At 39.5% G+C, this 23,383-nt stretch carries 18 protein-coding genes; 11 read left to right on the top strand and 7 right to left on the bottom strand.

The genetic code is table 11. The annotated features are described in order from the left end of the window. Positions 1-35: 35 nt before the first annotated feature. Together hydE and H8796_RS23735 are read right to left on the bottom strand one after the other, a co-directional pair. Entirely contained in the window at positions 36-1,112 is a 1,077-nt protein-coding gene (gene hydE, locus H8796_RS23740; protein WP_117935984.1) for a [FeFe] hydrogenase H-cluster radical SAM maturase HydE, read from the bottom strand. Further along, positions 1,093-2,562, bottom strand: a complete 1,470-nt coding sequence (locus tag H8796_RS23735; RefSeq protein ID WP_117935982.1) for a 4Fe-4S dicluster domain-containing protein — start codon at positions 2,560-2,562, stop codon at positions 1,093-1,095. Before H8796_RS23735 ends, hydE begins: the two co-directional genes overlap by 20 nt. A gap of 145 nt (positions 2,563-2,707) precedes the next feature. On the opposite strand from H8796_RS23735, the gene H8796_RS23730 reads away from it, so the two are divergent. The 3 genes from H8796_RS23730 to H8796_RS23720 all read left to right on the top strand — a co-directional run bounded on the left by H8796_RS23730 (position 2,708) and on the right by H8796_RS23720 (position 4,267). Next, positions 2,708-2,881, top strand: coding sequence for a hypothetical protein (locus tag H8796_RS23730; protein WP_175486882.1), 174 nt, complete (start codon positions 2,708-2,710; stop codon positions 2,879-2,881). A 70-nt stretch (positions 2,882-2,951) separates the two neighbouring features. After that, complete coding sequence (locus tag H8796_RS23725; RefSeq protein WP_022199825.1) at positions 2,952-3,500, top strand: NUDIX hydrolase; 549 nt, start codon at positions 2,952-2,954, stop codon at positions 3,498-3,500. Between the two features lie 59 nt (positions 3,501-3,559). Beyond that, positions 3,560-4,267, top strand: a complete 708-nt coding sequence (locus H8796_RS23720) for a DUF5039 family protein (RefSeq protein ID WP_117935980.1) — start codon at positions 3,560-3,562, stop codon at positions 4,265-4,267. 412 nt (positions 4,268-4,679) lie between these two features. Here the strand turns inward: H8796_RS23720 and H8796_RS23715 are convergent, their stop codons facing one another. Beyond that, positions 4,680-5,726, bottom strand: a complete 1,047-nt coding sequence (locus H8796_RS23715) for a L,D-transpeptidase (RefSeq protein ID WP_117935978.1) — start codon at positions 5,724-5,726, stop codon at positions 4,680-4,682. Between the two features lie 244 nt (positions 5,727-5,970). On the opposite strand from H8796_RS23715, the gene H8796_RS23710 reads away from it, so the two are divergent. The 8 genes from H8796_RS23710 (at position 5,971) to H8796_RS23675 (ending at position 18,660) form a co-directional block, all read left to right on the top strand. Further along, the gene (locus H8796_RS23710; protein ID WP_004314007.1) at positions 5,971-6,243 is read left to right on the top strand and encodes a co-chaperone GroES; all 273 of its coding nucleotides are present in this window, start codon (positions 5,971-5,973) and stop codon (positions 6,241-6,243) included. 40 nt (positions 6,244-6,283) lie between these two features. Continuing rightward, entirely contained in the window at positions 6,284-7,921 is a 1,638-nt protein-coding gene (gene groL, locus H8796_RS23705; RefSeq protein ID WP_117935976.1) for a chaperonin GroEL, read from the top strand. 142 nt (positions 7,922-8,063) lie between these two features. After that, complete coding sequence (locus H8796_RS23700) at positions 8,064-9,347, top strand: AAA family ATPase (RefSeq protein WP_147340104.1); 1,284 nt, start codon at positions 8,064-8,066, stop codon at positions 9,345-9,347. Beyond that, positions 9,331-9,849: a hypothetical protein gene (locus H8796_RS23695; protein ID WP_117935972.1), complete on the top strand. Its 519-nt coding sequence runs from the start codon at positions 9,331-9,333 to the stop codon at positions 9,847-9,849. Before H8796_RS23700 ends, H8796_RS23695 begins: the two co-directional genes overlap by 17 nt. Positions 9,850-10,040: 191 nt before the next feature. Further along, positions 10,041-10,979, top strand: a complete 939-nt coding sequence (locus tag H8796_RS23690; protein WP_117935970.1) for a site-specific integrase — start codon at positions 10,041-10,043, stop codon at positions 10,977-10,979. Positions 10,980-11,352: 373 nt separating this feature from the next. Then, positions 11,353-14,001: a PL29 family lyase N-terminal domain-containing protein gene (locus H8796_RS23685; protein ID WP_117935968.1), complete on the top strand. Its 2,649-nt coding sequence runs from the start codon at positions 11,353-11,355 to the stop codon at positions 13,999-14,001. 446 nt (positions 14,002-14,447) lie between these two features. After that, positions 14,448-15,386, top strand: coding sequence for a site-specific integrase (locus H8796_RS23680; protein ID WP_117935966.1), 939 nt, complete (start codon positions 14,448-14,450; stop codon positions 15,384-15,386). A 376-nt stretch (positions 15,387-15,762) separates the two neighbouring features. Next, positions 15,763-18,660 (top strand): hypothetical protein, encoded by a 2,898-nt coding sequence (locus tag H8796_RS23675; protein WP_147340105.1) that lies wholly within the window; start codon positions 15,763-15,765, stop codon positions 18,658-18,660. A 279-nt stretch (positions 18,661-18,939) separates the two neighbouring features. On the opposite strand, the gene H8796_RS23670 is transcribed toward H8796_RS23675, so the two are convergent. From H8796_RS23670 to H8796_RS23655, 4 genes are all read right to left on the bottom strand, one after another. Then, positions 18,940-19,437 carry a GDYXXLXY domain-containing protein gene (locus H8796_RS23670; protein WP_117935962.1) on the bottom strand — a complete coding sequence of 166 codons (498 nt, stop codon included), beginning with the start codon at positions 19,435-19,437 and terminating at the stop codon, positions 18,940-18,942. Beyond that, entirely contained in the window at positions 19,424-20,395 is a 972-nt protein-coding gene (locus tag H8796_RS23665) for a DUF4401 domain-containing protein (RefSeq protein WP_117935960.1), read from the bottom strand. The genes H8796_RS23670 and H8796_RS23665 overlap by 14 nt, the downstream gene beginning before the upstream one ends. Next, the gene (locus tag H8796_RS23660; RefSeq protein ID WP_117935958.1) at positions 20,379-21,296 is read right to left on the bottom strand and encodes a DUF2157 domain-containing protein; all 918 of its coding nucleotides are present in this window, start codon (positions 21,294-21,296) and stop codon (positions 20,379-20,381) included. Before H8796_RS23660 ends, H8796_RS23665 begins: the two co-directional genes overlap by 17 nt. Before the next feature lie 155 nt (positions 21,297-21,451). Then, positions 21,452-23,191, bottom strand: coding sequence for a thiamine pyrophosphate-dependent enzyme (locus H8796_RS23655; RefSeq protein WP_032843878.1), 1,740 nt, complete (start codon positions 23,189-23,191; stop codon positions 21,452-21,454). Positions 23,192-23,383: the final 192 nt, after the last annotated feature.

Genomic DNA, 23,383 nt, shown 5'->3' with positions numbered 1-23,383 from the left:
TCACCACGGGTTGCACAAATATCACAGATTAAGATTTAATCCGAAATAAATCTTTGTGAATCTGTGCAGTCTGTGGTGCACTTAAAGTCGCCTCTTTCAGTGGAAATCTCGTAGCCGATGGCATTCAACTGTTTTTGTAAGGCAGCCAGCCCTTCGGCAGATTCCGCTCCGAGTGAAGCTTTGTCATTATATAATTCATATTTTTTCCGTTCCTCCCGAGGAGACAAGTTAGGCATAACCACATTCGCACCTGCTAAAATACCTCGTTCCCTGCCATCAGGAATGAGAGTGGCAAGAGCTGTTGTTGCCGGAATCAATGCGGCCGGATGCATCAGGCGGAAGATGGATAATAGAAGAATGGTCTGTTCCACCGTTCCGTTGGGATGTCCCGCAAAAGGTGTGTCATGATGCGGCAGGAAAGGTCCGATGCCAATCATTTCCGGGCGGAGCTTTTCTATAAACAATAGATCCTCAATAATATGCTCTACTGTTTGTCCCGGACTGCCGACCATAATTCCAGTTCCTGTCTGATAACCGATCTCTTTCAAATCTGCTAAACATTGCAGACGTTGTTTGCCGGACATTTCCGCCGGATGCAGTTGCCGGTAATGCGGCTCATTATAAGTTTCGTGACGTAACAGATAACGGTTGGCTCCGGCACGGAAGAAACGTTCGTATGCCTCACGTGATTTTTCACCGAGCGACAGTGTAATAGCACAATCCGGATACTCCTGTCTGATACGGGCAACAGTCATTTCTATCTGATCGTCTGTTAGTGCAGGATCTTCTCCTCCTTGTAATACAAAGGTGCGGAATCCCAGTTCATAACCCTGTTTGCAACAGTTCAGTATACTCTCCCGGCTTAACCGGTAACGTTCGATATTCGGATTCCCTTTTCGGATACCACAGTAATAACAGTTGTTCCGGCAGCAGTTACTGATTTCAATCAGTCCGCGGATATAAATCTTATTTCCGAAGTGGAGGAGTGCGACTTCCTGCGCCTGTTTATTGATGTAACGCAGAATTTCTGCGTCACATCCGGTCAACAGTTGCCGGAACTCTTCCGGTGTCAGTGTTCTTTCCTGTCGTAGTTTATCGATCCATTGTTTCATAGCTCTCTTTCCGTTTGAGCAGCTCTTGTGCCAGTTGGCGACGTCCCGAAACAATGTCGTTATGCGTACTCGGTCCGGTGATACATCCTCCTTCGCATGCCATCACTTCAATAAATTGTCCGGCAGCCTTTCCTGTTTTGGCGCAGGCACGCAGCAGAGCGATATTCTTTTTATTGATGTCCGACACTTGTATCGCATTGATTTTCTCCGCTTCTTCTTTCAAATAAGCTTTGACAGCTCCCATCACACCACCTGCCTGTGCAAATCCGTGTGCTTCGCGAACGGAAGTATGCAATACGGAGAACTCCTGCATTTGTTCCAGCTGAATACCCAACCCGTCGAGAATCGAACCGATTTCTTCGAACGTCAGGATATAATCCACAGCTTCATCGCGGCGTACTTCTTTTCGTTTTGCCACACAAGGACCGACAAATACAATCTTAGCATCCGGATGCTTCTCTTTGGCAATCCGTGCAGCGTAGTACATCGGTGATCCGGTGGTAGAAACATAAGGTTTCATATCCGGAATATGTTTCTCTACCAATTCGATATAAGAAGGACAACAGGAAGTAGTCATAAACTTCTGTCCCTCTTCCAGCTTTTCCAATAATTCGTGGGCTTCATTGCTAGTGGTTGACATGGCACCTTCGGCCACTTCGATCACATCGGCAAATCCTATTTCCTTGAAAGCACCGTACACTTGTCCGATAGAAGTCTTAAACTGTCCCAAAATAGACGGAGCAATGATGGCAACCATCTTTTCTCCTTTCTTGATCCGTTGCAATACATCGAATGTTTGCGAAATTTCGAAGATAGCACCGAACGGACAAGCATTCATGCATTTTCCGCAATAGATACATTTGCTTTCATCAATGTGCTCTATGCCGTGTTCATCTTTGCTAATAGCCTTTACCGGACAAGATTCTTCACAAGGCACGGGAATGTATACAATAGCGTGGTAAGGACAACTTTTGTGACAAATACCACAACTGACACACGCATCATGGTCAATCATTGCCTGGCCGTTTTTCTTGAAACGTATTGCATCCTTCGGGCAGTTCATGTAGCAGCTACGTGCCACACATCCGCGACAAAGGTTGGTTATTTCATAATTAATCTGTACGCAGGAAGAACAGGCCTCGTCGATGACGCACATGATATTTTCCTTCTCCGGTTCGGGGCGGCTCAATGCCAATCGTGCATATTCGGAAAGCGGGGTAACTTCGTCGTGTTCGTCAGTCATATCCAGTCCCATCAGTGGAAAAGTCTTGTATCTCCACACTGCGCGTTCTTTATGTACGCAACACCGTCCTAGGGGTTTCGATTTTCGTGGACTCAACTCAATCGGAAGCCGGTCTATCTTTTCCACTAATTCGTCGTTTTTCCAGAGTCTAACAAGGTCCGCCAGCAATTTATGCCGGACAATCATAATATTATTCGTAAATGCCATATTGTAATAAAAAGGTTGTTAGTTAGTTGGTGCAAAGATACGAACAGAATTTCAATATTTAAGTTTTTTGAAACATTCTTGTCACTTTTTTGTAGCCTTCGCGTGTTATCTTTGTAGTGGACAAAAAATAAGAGGAGGCAGAGTTATGAATAGCAGTATTTTTGAACAGCGCAGTCGTTTTGCTATGATTGGTGCATTGATGGTTATTATCAGCCTGATGTTTTTATTCTACATGGGAAGTTCTTTGGTAAGTTCTACCAAAAAATACCTGCAGCAGATACATGAGATAGAGATCACTTGCATCGACGCAGACGAATGAAAACAAGCAACCGAAAGGTAGGATAATCCGGGGGAAATTCGTATTTTTGCCGGAAGAAAAATTAGACCTTATGGAAGAAAAGAATAAAGCCTGGAAAACGGTGAGTAGCAAATATCTATTTCGCCGTCCATGGCTGACTGTGCGCTGCGAAGATATGCTACTTCCCAATGGTAACCATATCCCCGAATATTATATCCTTGAGTATCCCGACTGGGTAAATACCATTGCTATTACCAAAGATGGTAAATTCGTTTTTGTCCGCCAGTACCGTCCGGGAATCGAACGAACTTGTTATGAACTGTGTGCCGGTGTTTGCGAGAAGGAAGATGCTTCGCCGTTGGTGTCCGCCCAGCGTGAATTGTGGGAAGAAACGGGCTACGGAAAAGGAAACTGGCAAGAGTATATGGTGATTTCCGCTAATCCGAGCACTCATACCAATCTGACTTACTGTTTTCTTGCCACAGACGTGGAACTGATAGACCATCAGCATCTGGAAGCTACTGAAGATATCACTGTACATCTGCTCACATTGGAAGAAGTGAGAAGCCTGCTCGATAAGAACGAAATTATGCAAGCGCTGAATGCTGCTCCATTATGGAAATATATCGCAAATCTGTAATAGTGTTTGGAATTCTGTAGAGAAATAATAACTTTGGAGGAAATTTAAATCATTTTATTATGAAAACGGTTTTATGGAGTATTTTTTGTTTGTTTCTCTCCGGATGGGGGAGTATGCAAACGGCATCGGCACAGGACTTGAAAGAGATGGAAAAGAATTTGTCCGCCATCAACGAGGAATTGAGTCAAAAGACAAAAGAATATAGTTGGCAGCTTGCAGCAGCTTATGCAGATTACTGTGAAGCAAACAATAAATATATAAGTTGGAACGATTTGCCTTATCTGCAACAGGTTGTCGAATATGAGCATCCTGCTTCTTTGGAGACTTATCGTCTGGAACATAAAGCCAGTAAAGAGGAACTGGATAAGTTTTTAAATACATACAAGGAATATAAAGATCTGGTGAAGAAGCAGAAAGAGGCGGTAACCAAGGAAGAGAAAGATGCTGTATCCACAGCCTTTTCTGCATTCTGGAAAAAGTTGAGAAGTGAAGAGAATGCTTATAAAGATTTGTACTATGCCGAACGAAAGGCTGTCTGCAAATATAGATCGGAAGCTTTGCGATATGCGATTGCCTATTATAAAGAAAAGAAGCAGGAGATTCCGACTTCTTATATAAAATATACTGAACGGTCTTATTTATTGCAGAAAGGTTCTGCCTTGGAGTTATTACAAAAAGAAATAAGTGCCTTGGAAAGTGTACAGAGAGAGATCATTCAGAATATAACAAGGGCAAAGTATGGGTTGAGTGAGACCAGGGAAAAATAAAAGTGAGTTTCACATATAACTGATATGAGATAATACGGGATGAATAAATCCCTTTTTCTAATTAGGAGGTCTGGACTGAAGAGTTCGGACCTTTTTTATTTGGCCTCTCAAGTACGTATAGAAAAGTTTCTTTTCGTCCTATGCAAACTTCTTTTGCATGGGAAGAAAACTTAGTAAGGTTATAGGGCAAACTATAATTGCAACTTTTGATTATATAAATGAAGGTTCCATTTTTATAATTGCAAGCTTTGTTTTTATAAATGCAACTTGCGTTTATAGATTGAAGTAAAGGGAAAGTAACTTTTCTTCAAGAGGAAAGCAAGTTTTCTCCTTATAGAGAATAAGTTTTCTAACCATATTCCGTAAAATAGATAATAAGAATCAAGAAATGGCGATACAGGTTTGTTCAGCGCTATTCCAAAACAAAAATAATAGTTTCATTTACGGGTGCCCAGTCATAGATAAACTTGGCATGTGAAGTCGCATTTCGTACACACATGTGTGAACGCGGTGTCGTACCCAACGACGGACTATATTCTATCTGCGTCTTGCGGGGAGCATTGACCGGTACTCCGTGGATATAGGCCCCATCTGTGAAACGGCTGGCATAAGGTGCATAACCTCCTGTTTCTTTCGAACCGTCTTTTAAGAATACCATCTTCACTTTCTTTTCCTGTAATACAAACATACCTAACGGAGTTTCCTGTGCATACGGTGGCAAATGACGTCCCGTAGTGGAAGGATTCATACTGCGAACCAGCCATTGACCTTCTCCGCTACGTTCGAGAGAAGCGATATTCTGATTGTGACGGTCTACAAAAACCGCTTTGTTAAACACGATCGTATCTCCGATTACTTTGACATATTTTTTAGGAATCATCCACTCATCTCCGGTAAACATCGGTTCTGCTTTAATAAATTTTTCTCCATCTTCGATGAAACGGGTCAGTTCTCCATCCTGGCCGTAACGTTCGGGTACCAATGTGTCAGTCAGCAGATAAAGTGGGACGGATTGATAACGTTCTATGCCGAGCGTATCTGCCACTCGTCCATAAGCATTTCTTTTGAAACTCCTCACAAGTGGTGCTTCTCCATTCCTGTTTTTGTAATTCTGGAGAATAGCCCAAGTGGAAGGTTGCAACTGTATATTTTCGAGCAAGGCCAGTTGTTCTTTGATTTTATCCCATTGAAACTGCCGGGTAGTGTCTTTATAAGGATAGATATCATCCAATGTATATTGATCGTACAATAAATCTTTGGTGATTTGTATCTGCTCTGCTGTGAGTTTTTTATCAACTGGTTTAACTTCGGGTTGGGTGAGCGTATCCTGTGCCAGCGAGTCTGTCTGTTGTTCGTGTACAGGAGGAATCTCTCCTGAACGCGAAGTGCAGGAGTAGAAAACGCAAGAGGCGATGATGAGGCCGGATGCTATTCTATTCATATTATTTATACAGTGCATTTGATGGTTCGTTTACGAATATACGTCATTATAAGGAATAATCCTTTTGTTTTGTTTAAAAAGTGGGAGACAAATATACTTTTTTGCCATACAATGCAAGTTGTCAGTCATTTTGTCAGTCAATTTCTGACAAAGAATCATTTATTTACTTTGGCACACTTTTCGCAATGACTTTAGCGTTCCGCCTGAAAAATGGCGGGTAACATCTACTATTAAATGTATAACTAAAATATAACAAGTAACTATGAACATTAAACCATTAGCAGACAGAGTGCTTATCCTCCCTGCACCTGCAGAAGAAAAAACAATTGGTGGTATCATTATCCCTGATACAGCAAAAGAAAAACCTTTGAAGGGTGAAGTTGTGGCAGTAGGTCACGGTACGAAAGACGAAGAAATGGTATTGAAAGTAGGCGATACAGTTCTTTATGGTAAATATGCCGGAACAGAACTTGACGTTGAAGGTACTAAATATCTGATTATGCGTCAGAGCGATGTTCTCGCTGTTTTGGGTTAATTAATAATAGGATGTAAAACTTTAAATAGTAAATAGAGAAATGGCAAAAGAAATATTATTCAATATCGATGCCCGTGACCAATTGAAAAAAGGTGTCGATGCTTTGGCAAATGCAGTAAAAGTAACTCTGGGCCCGAAAGGACGTAACGTTATCATCGAGAAGAAATTCGGTGCTCCGCACATCACAAAAGATGGTGTGACAGTAGCAAAAGAAATCGAATTGTCAGATGCTTACCAGAATACTGGTGCACAGTTGGTAAAAGAAGTTGCTTCTAAAACAGGTGACGATGCCGGTGACGGTACAACTACTGCAACTGTTCTTGCACAGGCTATCGTAGCTGAAGGTTTGAAGAACGTAACTGCCGGTGCTAGCCCGATGGATATCAAACGTGGTATCGACAAGGCTGTTGCCAAAGTGGTAGAATCAATTAAGGATCAGGCTGAAACTGTAGGTGATAACTATGACAAGATCGAACAGGTTGCCACTGTATCTGCAAACAATGATCCGGTAATCGGTAAATTGATTGCTGATGCTATGCGTAAAGTTTCTAAAGACGGTGTTATCACTATCGAAGAAGCAAAAGGAACAGATACTACTATCGGTGTAGTAGAAGGTATGCAGTTCGACCGTGGTTATTTGTCAGCTTACTTCGTGACAAATACGGAAAAGATGGAATGTGAGATGGAGAAACCTTACATCCTGATCTATGACAAGAAGATTTCTAACCTGAAAGATTTCTTGCCTATCCTCGAACCGGCTGTACAGACTGGTCGTCCTCTGTTGGTAATTGCAGAAGATGTAGATAGCGAAGCATTGACTACACTGGTAGTAAACCGTCTGCGTTCTCAATTGAAGATCTGTGCTGTGAAAGCTCCGGGCTTCGGTGACCGTCGTAAAGAAATGCTGGAAGATATCGCTATCCTGACAGGTGGTGTTGTTATCAGCGAAGAAAAAGGTTTGAAACTGGAACAAGCTACCATCGAAATGTTGGGTACTGCTGACAAAGTTACAGTTACTAAAGACTATACAACTGTTGTAAACGGTGCAGGTAACAAAGACAGCATCAAGGAACGTTGCGAACAGATCAAAGCACAGATTGTGGCAACTAAGTCTGACTATGACCGTGAGAAATTGCAGGAACGTCTGGCTAAATTGTCAGGTGGTGTGGCTGTTCTCTATGTAGGTGCTGCTTCTGAAGTAGAAATGAAAGAAAAGAAAGACCGTGTGGACGATGCTTTGCGTGCAACTCGTGCTGCTATCGAAGAAGGTATCATCCCGGGTGGTGGCGTAGCTTACATCCGTGCAATTGACGCTATCGAAAATATGAAGGGTGATAATGCCGACGAAACAACTGGTGTTGAAATCATCAAACGTGCCATCGAAGAGCCGCTTCGTCAGATCGTTGCTAACGCTGGTAAAGAAGGTGCGGTAGTTGTTCAGAAAGTACGTGAAGGCAAAGGTGACTTTGGTTATAACGCTCGTCTGGATATTTACGAAAACTTGCACGCTGCCGGTGTAGTAGACCCTGCTAAGGTTGCTCGTGTAGCTTTGGAAAATGCGGCTTCTATCGCTGGTATGTTCCTGACTACTGAATGTGTAATCGTAGAAAAGAAGGAAGATAAGCCAGAAATGCCGATGGGTGCTCCCGGAATGGGAGGCATGGGCGGAATGATGTAATTCCGGTTTCCTTTGAATGAATATAGAAGTCGCTTTCGGTTTACCGAAAGCGACTTTTTTGTTATAAACTGTTCTGAAACTTAAAAGAATCTCTTTTTGTTTCTTATCTTTGCATATCATCTATATTATAGAATATATCTGTATGGATAAAATAGTAGAACTGTCGGTTGAGAATTTTAAGGCTGTAAAGAAGGCAGATATCGCTTTGAATGGAATAACGGTTGTATCCGGTATTAATGGTTGTGGAAAGAGTAGTTTGTCACAACTGTTGTATTATTCATTTTATTATGCGAATCATTTTAATGAAATAATAGATTCTGCTTTAAATGATGAATTGCTTCGTTATGTTGAAGTTTTAAGGCAAATAGAGAGGGAAGTAAACGGTCTCACATCTGTCAATTCAATTATTTTACGTCCTGTTTCTGTTGCAGATAAAATGAAGTATTTGCAATATGTAGAGGAATTGTTTACTCGTTTTCTATCTTACAGAGATTTTGTATACAATCAGAAAGATGAGGATATAATAAATTCTTGTAAACGCATTGTGCGAATTATCAAGAACATGTTTGATGATTCGCTAGATGATTTGGATAAGTTGTTAGGTCTATTTTATGAAGAAATAGAAGCATTGTTTGATGGCGCATCGAGAGATAAAGAAAAGCGACGATATTTCTTACTACACGATTATCTGGATTTTTATTTGAAAGGTGTGTATCCTCAAAAATGGGTGATTCGAGAATATGGGGTTTCTTTTGCAGGTGGAGAGACGAAGTCGGTTCCTTTACTTCATTATATAAAAAGAGTTGCCTATATTGATACTCCGATGATAGTAGGGAGTCAATTGACTGGTGGTAAAGATTATTGGATGAAGTTATCAACTTTATTGAATGATCATTCTCAAATAGGCGAAAAAGTTCCTTTATATAAGAATCTTACTCAAATAATGAAAGGTGAGCCTCTTATAGAAAAAGACGATATTCGTAACCCAAAATTGTCTTATAAAAGAGACGATGGAAAAATATTCGATTTGAAAGATTGTGCCACAGGAATAAAATCATTTTCTATTTTACAACTGCTGTTGAAGAATGGTTTTCTTCAAAAAGACACACTACTTATTATTGATGAGCCGGAAGCTCATTTACACCCTCAATGGATCGTGGAATATGCACGGATGATTGTCTTGCTCCATAAAGAGATTGGAGTAAAGTTTTTTGTAGCCAGTCATAGTACAGATATGATAAGTGCTATTCGATATATTGCCGCGAAAGAGGAAGTGCAAGACAAATTAAACTTTTATTTAGCCGAGGATTCGGAAGACACTCCTTATGAATATACATATCGTGATTTAGGTCTTGACATAGATCCCATTTTTAAATCATTTAATAAATCCTTAGATAAAATTGATGAGTATGGAGCCTGCGAATAAGTTGCAATGTAAGTGCCTTTCGATAGACTCTTATTGTTTTTCTGAAGAATTTGTAAAGCTGTATTCTGCATTTTATGTTAGTTTAGATGAATTGCTTATTCGGGAAGGAGCTCCTAAAAAAATCCCAGAGTGTAAAAGAACAATTTTAGTGGTTGACGTTGACCGATGGGAGATAGCACAAGCGAGAAGACAACATCGTTGTCTGAATAGTAAGATGGATTTTGTTGCGTTACTCAGCAATAAAAGGATGCTTCTGGTTGATGCTAAATTCAGGGTAGAAACAAATGAACTTAATTCATCCTTCATTCAAGATATAAAAGCTAAGTTGGTTTATACAAAGCCTTTGTTTTATACTCATTTGCCTATTCATGAGAAGGTCATTTTATTGTTTCAAACCAAGAAGGTAGAACAATGTAGAAATAGAATAAGGCGATTGATGAATAATAAATCTAATATTGAAGTGATGGATATTGCATATTTTTATGAAAAGTATATTATCTGAAAATAAATGCTTGAAAGCATAAATGTAAGAATCGTTTTTCCATTGGGAAAGACGGTTCTTTTGCTATTAATCTATCTCCTGTAAATTGATCTTTTCAAAACATCTTTGCTTTATATTTTGTTTATTCAACGTATTCTTAGTTATGAGAATACTTCGTATATTTAGATTCAAATTTATTAATAAAAAGTGAGATGTTGAAAGTATTAACATTTATGAAGCAGGTAGCCAACGGGTTACAGATGGAGGGAAACTTTGGTACTGCGCATGTCTATCGTAGCAGTCTGAATGCCATCATTGCTTATCGTGGGAAAAGCGACTTTGTCTTTAGTGAAGTGACTTCGGAGTGGTTGAAAGGGTTCGAAGTCCATCTTCGTAACCGTGGATGTAGTTGGAATACGGTTTCCACCTATATGCGTACCTTTCGTGCTGTTTACAATCGCGCGGTTGATCTTCGGAAGGCTCCTTATGTTCCGTATCTATTTCGTTCCGTTTACACTGGGACGCGTGGCGAACATAAACGTGCTTTAAGTGATGATGACATGAAGAAGGTATTTGTTAATTTGTCCAGGAAGCCGGGCGTATCATTACCTGTGCGTCAGGCTCAAGAGTTATTCATTCTGATGTTTTTGCTTCGTGGTATGCCGTTTGTTGATCTTGCTTATCTGCGCAAGAGTGATTTACGTGATAATGTGATAACATATCGTAGGCGTAAAACGGGACGTTCTTTGTCAGTAACATTAACTTCAGAGGCAATGATTCTGATAAAGAAATACATGAACCGTGATCCTTCTTCGCCTTATTTGTTTTCGTTTCTGAAAGGCAGTGAAGGGACAAAAGAAGCATATCGTGAATATCAGTTAGCATTGCGCAGCTTTAACCAACGGTTGATGCTATTGGGTGAATTAATTGGATTGGGAGACAAATTGAGCTCGTATACTGCCCGGCACACTTGGGCTACGACGGCTTATTATTGTGAAATCCATCCGGGGATTATTTCTGAAGCGATGGGACATTCGTCTATCACCGTGACTGAAACATATTTGAAACCTTTTCAGGATAAGAAAATAGATGAAGCCAACAAACAAGTACTTGAATTTGTAAAATGTACTGTAGGTGGCGTAAATACCTGAAAACAACTCTGTTACTTCGTAGGTAACGGGGATAATTTCCGCTGCCAATATGAGCATATTTCTTAAAACAACCAAACGAAATCACACATTTTTTCTAATAAACTATTCAAAAGAGGAACAACACTAAATAAAACAGATGGATTCTTTGTATTAGGGCTTTGTTAACTTCTAAATTTTGCAAAAGATTTCCTTCCCTCTACTGCCTTTCAGAAGCAGGGGTAAAAATGTTTCATTGCATATCGTATCATTTTTCAGTATTGACTACTCCAGAAGAGCAGGCACAAAGGTTTATCCGTTACCTACGAAGTAACGGGCGGTTATTATTGGAACTTAGTGTTTAATAATATATTATTAATGTAATTTTTAAGTAGTTATGAAAAGAAAATTTGTAAAAGTGATGTTCTTCGGGGCGCTAGCACTTTCTACTGTCACCTATGTAGGTTGTAAGGACTACGATGATGACATCGATAATCTGCAAACGCAGATTGACGCAAACAAAGCTAGTATCGCCGAGTTGCAAGCATTCGTTAAAGAGGGTAAATGGGTAACCAATGTTGAACAAATTACCGATGGATTTAAGATAACTTTTAATGATAATAAAAGTTATTCTATCACAAATGGTAAGGATGCTGCACCTACGACTATTAAGATTGATCCGGTAACGAAGAACTGGATTGTTAATGGTAATGACCTCGGTGTATGTGCTGAAGGAAAGAAAGGAGCTGACGGTGAACCGGGTAAAGGTGAACCGGGTAAGGACGGTGAAGCTGGATATGCACCTCAAATTTCTGAAAATGGAAACTGGATTGTTTGGGATGCTGAAGCCAAAAAGCCTGTAGAGACAGATGTTAAAGCTGCTACTGATATGTATGTAACTGCTGATGCTAGTAATCCATTGGTTTGGGTATTGAATATTTTCAATAAGGAGACTAAAAAATGGGAAACTGTTTCTATGCCGAAGTCAGCTCGTATCACTAGTATAAGTGTGCTTGGTGTAAAAGATGATGGTTCTGTTGATGTTAGCCTCAATGAGGCTGAAGCTACTTTATATTATGGCGTAGCAAAAAATGACATTGATTTTAATGGAAATAAGACTTACAAGAAAAAAGGAGATTTGCTTATTGCTAGAGGTGGTAGCATGATTCATGCATTGATTAATCCTGTTAATTTGAAAGCAGCGGATATTCAAGCTTATGAGATAGGATTGACAGATTCTAAAGGCAATACTAACTTTGTTGTTGCTAATATTGAAGATAATTATAGTAAAACACCTCTGACTCGTGCAACAGAAGAACCTGTAGCCACTGCAAATAAGGGAATCTACGATTTGACTCTTAAATTTGCAAGTGGAGTAGATTCGAAAGAATTAGGCAATTTGGATAAAAATATTGCTTATGCATTTACAACAAAAGATGCATGGGGCAATGAAATCATTTCTCAGTATGGTGTGAAAGTTAAGGCTGATAATCAGACAGAAAGGAAACTTGAAGAAGTTACTAAGACTGTAGATTTCAAAGTTTCTTATAATTTGGATGATTTAGTCAATGAAAAAGATAATCAATTGGATAATGTGGTAGATTATTATTATACTGTGAATAACGATGAACTTAAAAAAATCAACGCCACATTTGATAAAGACCACAAAACAATTATTGCAAATAAAGAAGGTACATTGACCGTTACCGTTAATTATCTTACTACCGCTGGAGAAGTATATAAAGATGCTGACGGTGCTAAATTGAATTTGACATTCAAGTATAAGGCAGAGACTGCTCAGGTTGCAGATATGACTTGGGTTGTGGATGGTACAAAAACTACGGCTACTTCCGAAATATTGGGTCCTTCAGTAGATGTAATTAGAGAAAATATCAATGGTATAGAGGCTGATATTGCTTATACTGATGGTAAGGTGACAATCAATGGAGTGAAAGACTTGGCATATTCAGATAACGACGATACAAAGAAGAGTATTGAATTATCTTTGGTAGGTCTGAATGCAAAAGGTGATGTCATAACTGACTTGTCGGATAAGAATATTACTAAGTATGTAATCCAAGCTAAATTTGATTATAAAAAAGTTGCTGCTGTACCTCATACTGCAACCGTTAAATTCAAGAATAAGAAATATAAGCCAGAAGACTTTGGATTGGGCAATGAATTCTTGTATGAAACTACATTTAAGATTACTGTAGATCAACAGAATAGCAAATTATTCACATTTAAGCGTGCAGATGCTTACTTTGATAAGGATGGTAATGCTAAGGCTTATGGTACAGTACCGACTGCTGCTACTACTACTTTTGCAGTTGCTGATAACAAGATTAGCTTCGATCTCTATACCTTATATAAAGAGGGTTCTATATCTAAGACGGATAAGGGCTATATTACGTTTACGGAAGAGAAGCCTTCTAGAGGAGACGGTAATAAGAAAGTGTTCGCTCCTGCATGGTTGAAGGAAGAGGCTGGCAATGTACCAACAAAGGATTCAAATATTAAAGTTTTCCCTTATACTTCTAAGCCGGCAACTGATGCAAATTGGGGTGGTGCTTATACTGGTCGTTATATCACTGCGTCTTACGCACCATTCGGAAATTCTCGTTTGAACGCTATTACTGATAGATTCAATTTGACAATACTGTCAGAAATCTTTGAAGGTACTTTTGAATATACCAAAGAGGTAGATAAGAAAATTATAGGAACAGAAGCAAATCCGTTTATAATCGAAGGAAATTCAGTGGAAATATTAGCTAAGGATTTCAAGAGAATAGATGCTCGTGCTAATGCCTATGATTTCAACGATAGCAGAATAGAGTCTGTTTCAGTTGTATTAGCAGATGATAACGCTAAAACTTATTTGGCGAAGGATAATGGTAGTCTTGCTAGTGATCCAAAGAAAGTTATTATATCTAAGAAAGAGGGTGCAGTAATCCAAACTCCTCCTACTTGTAAAGTGAATGTCAACATTCTTGATAAGTGGAATAGAACGAAATCTGTATCCATCTACGTAAAAGTAAATAAGTAATCTAGATTAAAGGATTGGTAATTGGGGGCATCTTGATTCTTCATAGACTGAAGATGCCTTCTCTTTACAAGTTGTAATATAGGATAATAAATCCTTTAAAAAGAAATATACAGAGAGATAGACTGAAAATTATGCTTGTGAAAGTATGTTCTCAAATGTTTGTCTCTTGAAAGGGATGCCTCCCTTATTTCCCACAGGTATCCCTCTTTTTGCCTCATTACATCTTCTTATTTGCACTAGAACCAATTTACTAGTCCCTTATTTCCCTATAGATTAAGGAGATGTTTTGAGAGTATAGAAAGCCCGGGCTTGCGAAAGTCCGGGCTTTTTGCACTCTTTTGTCTTTGGAACATCTTAGCCATTTCCTTTGTTTGTTCATGCGAGGTATTTCCATTGATGGGATAATACTCGTATATTTATCGTCTAAATTATTAATAAATTATGAGATGTTGAAAGTACTAGCATTTATGAAGCAGGTAGCCACTGGGTTACAGATGGAGGGAAACTTTGGGACTGCACATGTTTATCGTAGTAGTCTGAATGCCATCATTGCTTATCGTGGGAAAAAAGATTTTGTTTTTAGTGAAGTGACTTCGGAGTGGTTGAAAGGGTTCGAAGTATATCTTCGTAGTCGTGGATGTAGTTGGAACACCGTTTCCACCTATTTACGGACCTTTCGTGCGGTTTACAATCGTGCGGTCGATCTTCAGAAGGCTCCTTATGTTCCTCATTTGTTTCGTTCGGTTTATACCGGGACGCGAGCTGACCATAAACGTGCGTTGGGTGATGAGGATATGAAGAAGGTGTTTACTAAATTATCTCGTGCATCGGGTGTACCATTAGCGGTATATCAGGCGCAGGAGCTATTCATCCTGATGTTTTCGCTTCGTGGTATGCCGTTTGTCGATCTTGCTTATTTGCGTAAGAGTGATTTGCGCGATAATGTAATAACGTATCGTAGACGTAAAACCGGGCGACCATTGTCGGTGACGTTGACTCCGGAAGCAATGGCTTTGGTAAAGAAATACATGAATCGTGATTCTTCTTCTCCTTATTTATTTCCGTTGTTGAGAAGTCGTGAAGGAACCAAAGAGGCTTATCGCGAATATCAGCTTGCATTACGTAGCTTTAATCAGCAGCTGATGTTATTGGGTGAATTGCTCGGATTGGGAGATAAACTTAGTTCGTACACCGCCCGTCATACCTGGGCTACGACGGCTTATTATTGTGAAATCCATCCGGGTATTATTTCTGAAGCGATGGGACATTCGTCTATCACTGTAACGGAGACGTATCTGAAACCTTTCAGGAATAAGAAAATTGATGAAGCAAATAAGCAAGTTCTTGATTTTGTGAAGCGTTCAGTGACAGGTGTAAGTGCTTGAAAATTATTCTGTTACTCTGTAGGTAACGGGAATGAATATCGGTGCAAATATGAGCATATTTCTTAAAACAACCAAACGAAATCACACATTTTTTCTAATAAAGCATTCAAAAGTAGAACTAGAACAAATAAAACACGCGGATTCTTTGTATTAGGGCTTTGTTAACTTCTAAATTTTGCAAAAGATTTCCTTCCCCTCTACTGCCTTTCAGAAGCAGGGGTAAAAAAGTTTCATCACATTTGGTATCATTTTTCAGTATTGACTACTCCAGAAGAGCAGGCACAAAGGTTTCTCTGTTACCTACAGAGTAACGGGTTGTGCTATTATTGAAACTTAGTGTTTAATAATATATTATTAATGTAATTTTTAAGTAGTTATGAAAAGAAAATTTGTAAAAGTGATGTTCTTCGGGGCGTTGGCACTTGCAGTTAGCACAGCAGTGACAAGTTGCAAGGACTACGATGATGATGTTAAAAATTTGCAGGAGCAAATTGATAAGATTACATCTACAAGTCCGGTCAGCTCGGAAGAATTGAAAGCGGCTGTTGATAAAGCTAAAAGTGAATTGACAGAACTGTTGAACAAGAAAGCTGATATTACAGCTTTGGAAAAAGAAATTCAAGATTTGAAAGATGCCTTAGCTAAAGGGGGAGATGAAGCTTTATTGGCAGATCTTGCAAAACAGTTGGCAGACAAGACTAATTTGTTGACATGGGAAAATCTTAAGACTGATGAAACCATTGCTAAATTAAAAACGGATATTGATGCTTTAAATAAAGTATCATCAACTTTGGATGCTTTGGTAAAAGCAGAGCAAAAATATAAAGAATCAGGCGATTTAAGTGGATTTGACAACACAAGCTTCGATGCATTAATCAATAATAGCATTAAAGAGGCAATAGAGAAAGAGGGTGATATTGCTGCATATGTTCAAGGTGTAGTACAGAAAGCTACTTTAGCTGATTTTAAAGCTATCAATAATGAAGTTTCTACTTTGACAGGTGGTGTTTGGAAATCCATGGAAGCATTTATTACAGATTGCTATACTCTTTTATATGATAAAGAAGATGGTATTCTGGCTAGATTGACAGAACTGGAAAAGTTGCAAGAAGCTGTAGATGCTTTCATTAAAGAGAATGATAATTACGAGAAGTATGCTGATATTCTAAACCAAATTGAAGCATCCAGACAGGCTTTGACTGCGTTGAGTCTTCCTGCAGGTAGTAAAAATCTAACAGAAGCAATTGAGGCTATAATAAAAGCACAATTAAAAGAAGAAGATTCGTCACTTGCTAGCTTAAAGAAAGAACTTCAAGATGAGATCAATGCTATCAAGAAGATGGTGCAAAGCGTATCATTTGTTCCTAAGACATCCGATAGAATAGTAAACTTTACTACGTTGTATGCTAAATCAAAAGCGGCAGATGCCAATTATGGAACAATTACTCTTGATGGTGCTTCTACTCAAGAAGTTATGTTCCGTATTTCTCCTGCTGATGCTGCTGAATCATTTGTAGACAATTATGATGTGACTTTCAGTGCAGATAGAGAAATGACGAGAGCTGTGCAGGTAGATCAGTTTGTGGTAGTTGATAAGCCAGTTGTAGATGGTGGCTTAGTAACTTATACAATTAAGTCTAATGCTACAAAGAGCTTTGCTGTGTGTATGCACGTAGTTACTAAAGAAGATAAAGTAGAAACATTAGGTAAAACAGATATTACTTCTGATTATTTCGCAGCTATTGTTGGAAAGAAGTATTTGGTAGATGCATATTATAAAGCAAATTCTGGTGCTGATGTAGATATGGAACTTCCTTATGATGTTAAAGATGGCAAGGCAGAATATAACGGTAAAGGTCGTGTTGTATTGTCTGTATCCAATAGTGCAGATGGAACTACTCCGTCAGAGGTTGAATTGTCTGAATATCCGGGCTTTGATCCAAAATCTTTGACTACGACATTTAGTGTGGTTAATGACACTTACTTCAAGGTTAGTGGCACTGCTGTAATGCTGAATGCCTATGAGACTCCAAGTTATATTGGCCAAGTTACAGATGTTAATGCGAAAGTGACTGCTGCAGGCTTCTATACTCCTGCTGCTGATAAGAAGATTGGTACAGTGACTGTTACTAAGACAACTAAAAAAGCTACTATTGATTATGGTAAGATTGAACCTGCAACTTGGAGTAATGACGCACAAACTGTTGCAGCTTCGAAATTCCCATTGAATAAGATTTATGATGCTGAAGACGTGAAGTTGACTCTTACTGAATTCCAAGCTTTGACAGGTGAAGTAGTGAAAGAAGCAAATGATAAAGTTTATTTTGCTATTTCTACAGATCCTTCTTCTAAAAATGAATTAACAGCTGTCATTGCAGCACAAACTCCTGCCGGTGTTTATCCTATTAAGGCTAAATTTACTTCTGATGGTAGAGAAATTATAGTTACTGCTACTATTACAGTACAAAACCCTGAAATTGCAGAGTTGGCAGTAGATAAATATCTTTGGGGTGGAACAGCAACAGCTGGTAAAGTTGGATTTACTCCAACACTGGATCAGGAAGAAAAACCATCTTCTATTACTTTGAGCTATGACTTATCCAAGCTGTTTACTAACTATTCTGCTGTGCAGGCAGCTGTTACTGGTGTTACAGGTGCTACTTTGAAAATTGATGTTCCTAATTGGAATAAGATTAAAGGTATTAGCTATAGTGAACCGACATTGACATTTAAGAAGGATGAATATACAGGTAAGACTACAGACGGAAAAGATGCGAAAGTACAAATCGTTGCTACAGTGTCTTTAGCGGGTACGACTACACCTCTTCAGAAATTAACAGCTGATGTAAATATCAATGATATTAGTGGTTCTTGGGTTGCTGGTAAGAAAGCAGTAGAACTGAATAGCAAGGCTGGTGTTTATCCTTTGGCCGATGGATTTAGTTGGAATGATATGAGAGGTAAAGCTATGTGGAAAGATGGTAGTCAGGTAGATGACCAAGTTGAGTTTGGCACAGCTACTCCACTCGCTATTTATGGTCTGACTGCTCCTTCATTCAAATTTGTAGATGCTAAAGGCAAAGATACAACTTGTCCATACTTAACAGTTGGTAATGATGGTAAGTTGTCATTTACAACTACTGGTAAAGGATATAATTTCCAAACTGATTATACCGCTTACGTAATGATTGTTGCTAGCTCACAATGGGGTACAATTACTAATTATGCAAATAATAATGTAATAACAGTAACTATACCTGCTAATGTGAAGTAAAACAGATAAAACCCTTCTTCACTTTGTGTGAAGAATACACCGAGAAGAAATAGAGTGAAGGATTTGGCTTGTGAAAGTCAATCCTTCCAATTCTGTTCTTCTTATAGAAAGGGATACCTCCCTTATTTCCCACAGGTATCCCTTTTCTTTATTTCATAACATCTCCTTATTTGCACTAGAAACCAATTTGCTAGTCCCTTATTTCCCTATAGATTAAGGAGATGTTTTGAGAATATAGAAAGTCCGGGCTTGCGAAAGTCCGGGCTTTTTCATTATTATTTATTTATTGGATTGAATATAATGGAAGTTCTCGTCATACAGTCCTACGAGCAGGCTTTGTCCTTTATCATTCACTTTCAGTCCGCCATACATGGCTTTTTGATAAAGAGTATCCTGTCCTTCTTCGAAGAAGAAAGATTCGGCACCGAGGAAGAGCCGGTAATGTACTATTTTATATTTGATGACCAGTTCATCACTGTTTACAGGTTCTAAAGCGTTTTGCAGTCGCACTATTTCTCCTACCTGATTACTGTCAGTTCGAAGTACGGCATAACCGCGTTTGGCAGTTTGGTCGTCTACCGGAGCTGATGAGGCTTCCTGGTAGTTAAGTCTCATATAGTCTCCTTGCATAAGAGAGCGGGGATCGACAGGAACTAACTGTAACAAAACCAACCGTCCGTCTTTCAAGATCTGCTCTTTCTTATAAACCGACCAGTTGAAATACCCTAGTAACAGTATCAGGTTTACGATAATCAATATTCGGCTATATTTTTTCATGTCTTGTTCTTTTTTGAGTGAAGAAATACCAGGCTGTAATACATGCAATTCCGATGAAGAAAAGCGTAATGGATTTGGTGAGCAGGCTCAAATTCAAATCATAATAGTATTTGGAAACGGCATAGATAAAGAGAAGGAGTGCAGCGGCACACTCTGCTCTATAACCATAATGAAAACATATTAAAATCAGTAGCAAACTACCGGATAAATAAGGAGCAAATACGGTAGGCAGACAAATGATAATACAAAGAATATAGATACCAACCTGATTCACAGGATTATCCCCTTTCATGACCTGTATGATTTGTTGAATCATGATGAGAAGTCCTACCCATATATAAACGGACAATATGCCCGATACGAGCCAGCTATTTGTTTCCGATACCAGGTAGCTGATTGATAATCCTCCCAGTGATACGATACTGGATACAAATAAACCGGCATGAAATGGTCTGTATTTGGAAAAATAATTTTCCGTCTCTGTACCCTCAAACAGCTTTTCGAAAGCATTGATAAATAGAAATGCTCCGAGGATAGGGATTACTGCTATTTGAAGGGGATAAAATGAAGAAAAGACATAGGCAACTTCTCCAAATAAAGATATATTAAACAGAATGACTGAAAGAAAGGGGAGAATGAATCCTCTCGATAAAAAGAAAGTGAGTATACTGATTATTATAAGTATAAAGAAGAGGGCATGAATATTAGCACTCATGCCAAAGCCTGCCAATACGCATCCTGCTATATATAAAGTGATGTTCATTGCATCCAGAAAAGGCCGGATAACGACGCGGCTGATTATTAACGTAGTAATGATTAACAAAGTTCCTATAATCAGACTGGAAATATCGGATTGAATGATTCTGGCAAGTGCCAGAAATCCCAGAAAGAAAATAGCCGTCAGGATTCCCCCGATAATGGATACGACTAGAATAGTGAGGTTATGCTTCTGTGCCATACCATTGCTTTTTTAGATGAAGAATGATGTAAATGAGTAAAGTTGTTCCGCTGATGACAATGATTCCTCCATAGAAAAATATCTGAACATGCCTAAGATCACTTTTAGATATGAATGTAGTCAATAAAATCATTAATGTGGCAAAAGGAATGATAGCCAGATAGAACAGACTCTTTTCTCTCCATCCGTACCAAAGTCCCGCTGCGAATAGAAGGACAGTAGTTATGAGAGGAACAGATAATATGGTATAATCATCACAGATGGCCGCCATTAACAGAAAGCTGGTGTGTAGAATGGTAGCCAACGAAAGAAGACTGACAAACCAACGATTGTTTCTGTTCAAATGACCTTTTGCACTCATCCATTCCGTAATAATAGTTGCCACGGCACATATCCAGGTTACTGCATTGCCCAATAGAGTTATTTCCCAAGAGCCATAGCCGGCAATTTGTATATTATACAGCCATATCGTAGTACAAAGTAATCCGATGAACGTCAGCCATAACGGAGCGAAGCGGATAGCAATCGCCCAGAGAATGGTGAAAAGAGTCCATCCCAGAAAGAGATCGTAAGCATCGGCCCCTGTTTGGTAAATTTGTCCGAAGACAGCGAAAAGCGTACCTATCAGAAACGTAGCTCCGGTGAGGAGAATTTGTTTGACGAGCTTACTCCAACGGGTAAATGTAGCGAGTAGGACAGAGGCTACCAATAATACTTCTACCATTCCTAATTTTGCAAATTTAGGTAGTTCATCCCAGTTATAGGCAAAAAAGAAGACGATGCCTGCCACTGTAAAGCCAACACCCACTGCCAATAAAAAAATAGAAAGGAATTGATTCCACTGTTTTTTATCTGCATGTAGAGCTTGTCGGGATAAAGGCGAAAAGTCGGGCTTTTCCATGTGTTTTTACTTTTTGATAATTGCAAACATAAGAAAATAAAATGATTTCCACTTCAAGATAGACTATAAAAAGGTATGACTTACCTTATTGCGATTAGCAATAATAGTAAGTCATACCTTGGGAGAGGTATTGAAGAACTTAAAAAGAGAATAACTTAAAATACCTCCCGTATATGCTTAAAGTTAGAATTGATCGTATCAATTACTTCTTGTGAACGACCGTTGATTAACAACTTATACATTGATTGTGCAAAGCCCACCATTTGACCGAATTCAATTTTGGGAGGCATGGCCAGTGCGTTCGGATCAGTCATGATATTAACAAGTACCGGACCGTCCAACTCAAATGCATTCAGTAAGGTAGTCAACACTTCTTCCGGATCACTGACATTAAATCCGGTCATTCCCATTGCTTCGGCCACTTGAGCAAAGTCTGGATTCAACATATTTGTCTGCCAGTCCGGCAATCCGTCCACTTCCATTTCCAACTTCACCATTCCCAATGAACGGTTGTTGAATACGATAATTTTAATTGGTAACTTATATTGTACAACGGTTTCCAAGTCTCCTAAAGTCATAGACAAGCCACCATCTCCGCAAAGCGCCACTACCTGGCGATCCGGATAAGCTAGTGCGGCACCGATGGCTTGCGGCAAAGCATTTGCCATAGAACCATGATTGAAAGAACCCAGCATGTGGCGTTTGCCTGTCGCTTGCAGATAACGTGCTCCCCACACACAAGTCATTCCCGTATCTACTGTGAACACAGCATCGTCCGAACTTAGTTTGTCTATTTCGGACATCACATATTCGGGATGAATCTTATTTACATCGCCTTTATCTTCCGTGTAAGCAGCCAGATCCTTCTTTACTCCTTCATATCTTTTGAGTTGTTTCAACAGGAACGAATCATCCGTCTTCGGATTCAGCATACGCAATAAACTTTGGATGCTAAGTTTAACATCACCGCAAAGTCCGATATCCACCTTTGCACGACGTCCCAGACGTTCGGGCTTTATGTCAATCTGTGCTATCTTGATGTCATCCGGCAAGAAAGCGGAATATGGAAAGTCAGTGCCGAGCATGAGAAGCACTTCGGCTTCATGCATGCTGTAATAGCCCGACGGCATTCCCAGCAATCCGGTCATACCCACTTCATACGGATTTTCATATTGCACCTCCATCTTTCCTTTGAAAGTATATACAACCGGAGCGTTCAGCTTCTCGGAAAGCGCAATCACTTCCTCGTGAGCTCCCCGGCAACCGATGCCGCAGAAAAGAGTGATACGTGTATGTTTGTTTAACATGTCAGCTAATTGAGCCAGATCTTCTTCCGACGGACAAACTTCCGGTGGGGCAGGATAGTTGATAACCGACGAGTCGACAGCAACGGCAGAAGCCTTTGCCAAGTCCCCCGGAAGTCCGATAACGGACACCCCTTTGCGGGTGACAGCCGTTTGTATGGCCGACTGGAGCATACGTGGAAATTGTGTGGGAGTAGTGGCTACTTCATTATAATAACTGCAATCGTTAAAAAGTTTGATGGTATTCGTCTCTTGAAAATATTCCGTACCGAACTCTCCGGTAGGAATTGTAGAGGCGATGGCGATTACCGGTGCGCCGGATCGGTGTGCGTCATACAAGCCGTTAATCAGATGAACATGTCCCGGCCCGCTACTTCCCGCGCAGCATCCCGGGCGACCGGTCAGTTGTGCTTCTGCCGCAGCGGCATACGCCCCTGTTTCTTCGTGGCGCACATGTATCCATTTTATTTGATCGTTTTTTCTGACTGCTTCGTTTACTTCATTCAGACTGTCGCCTGTTACGGCGTAGATACGTTCAACTCCGGATTTTACCAGAGTATCTATCAACTGTTCTGCTATTTTTTTTGCCATAGCTGTAATTGGTTTAGGATTGATTTTTATGTAATAACAGATGGCTGCAAAGAAAAGTTCTAATTTAACATATGCTAATAACGCCTTTGTGTCGGGACACATCACCGCTTTTATGTTAAAATTAATTCTGTAACAACTTTTTAGTAAAGATGTATAAACAATTGCAATATCCTTTTGTTATCTTTATAGGCG

The organism is Bacteroides sp. M10, from assembly GCF_014334015.1.
In the GTDB taxonomy this organism is placed as follows: domain Bacteria; phylum Bacteroidota; class Bacteroidia; order Bacteroidales; family Bacteroidaceae; genus Bacteroides; species Bacteroides intestinigallinarum.
The sequence above is the reverse complement of the archived record's forward strand: the minus strand, read 5'-3'. Positions and strand labels throughout refer to the sequence as shown.

What these genes read in the sequence shown, in the direction of transcription:
- hydE (WP_117935984.1), bottom strand. Translation starts at nt 1,112, where the DNA reads ATGAAACAATGGATCGATAAACTACGACAGGAAAGAACACTGACACCG.
- H8796_RS23735 (WP_117935982.1), bottom strand. Translation starts at nt 2,562, where the DNA reads ATGGCATTTACGAATAATATTATGATTGTCCGGCATAAATTGCTGGCG.
- H8796_RS23730 (WP_175486882.1), top strand. Translation starts at nt 2,708, where the DNA reads ATGAATAGCAGTATTTTTGAACAGCGCAGTCGTTTTGCTATGATTGGT.
- H8796_RS23725 (WP_022199825.1), top strand. Translation starts at nt 2,952, where the DNA reads ATGGAAGAAAAGAATAAAGCCTGGAAAACGGTGAGTAGCAAATATCTA.
- H8796_RS23720 (WP_117935980.1), top strand. Translation starts at nt 3,560, where the DNA reads ATGAAAACGGTTTTATGGAGTATTTTTTGTTTGTTTCTCTCCGGATGG.
- H8796_RS23715 (WP_117935978.1), bottom strand. Translation starts at nt 5,726, where the DNA reads ATGCACTGTATAAATAATATGAATAGAATAGCATCCGGCCTCATCATC.
- H8796_RS23710 (WP_004314007.1), top strand. Translation starts at nt 5,971, where the DNA reads ATGAACATTAAACCATTAGCAGACAGAGTGCTTATCCTCCCTGCACCT.
- groL (WP_117935976.1), top strand. Translation starts at nt 6,284, where the DNA reads ATGGCAAAAGAAATATTATTCAATATCGATGCCCGTGACCAATTGAAA.
- H8796_RS23700 (WP_147340104.1), top strand. Translation starts at nt 8,064, where the DNA reads ATGGATAAAATAGTAGAACTGTCGGTTGAGAATTTTAAGGCTGTAAAG.
- H8796_RS23695 (WP_117935972.1), top strand. Translation starts at nt 9,331, where the DNA reads ATGGAGCCTGCGAATAAGTTGCAATGTAAGTGCCTTTCGATAGACTCT.
- H8796_RS23690 (WP_117935970.1), top strand. Translation starts at nt 10,041, where the DNA reads ATGTTGAAAGTATTAACATTTATGAAGCAGGTAGCCAACGGGTTACAG.
- H8796_RS23685 (WP_117935968.1), top strand. Translation starts at nt 11,353, where the DNA reads ATGAAAAGAAAATTTGTAAAAGTGATGTTCTTCGGGGCGCTAGCACTT.
- H8796_RS23680 (WP_117935966.1), top strand. Translation starts at nt 14,448, where the DNA reads ATGTTGAAAGTACTAGCATTTATGAAGCAGGTAGCCACTGGGTTACAG.
- H8796_RS23675 (WP_147340105.1), top strand. Translation starts at nt 15,763, where the DNA reads ATGAAAAGAAAATTTGTAAAAGTGATGTTCTTCGGGGCGTTGGCACTT.
- H8796_RS23670 (WP_117935962.1), bottom strand. Translation starts at nt 19,437, where the DNA reads ATGAAAAAATATAGCCGAATATTGATTATCGTAAACCTGATACTGTTA.
- H8796_RS23665 (WP_117935960.1), bottom strand. Translation starts at nt 20,395, where the DNA reads ATGGCACAGAAGCATAACCTCACTATTCTAGTCGTATCCATTATCGGG.
- H8796_RS23660 (WP_117935958.1), bottom strand. Translation starts at nt 21,296, where the DNA reads ATGGAAAAGCCCGACTTTTCGCCTTTATCCCGACAAGCTCTACATGCA.
- H8796_RS23655 (WP_032843878.1), bottom strand. Translation starts at nt 23,191, where the DNA reads ATGGCAAAAAAAATAGCAGAACAGTTGATAGATACTCTGGTAAAATCC.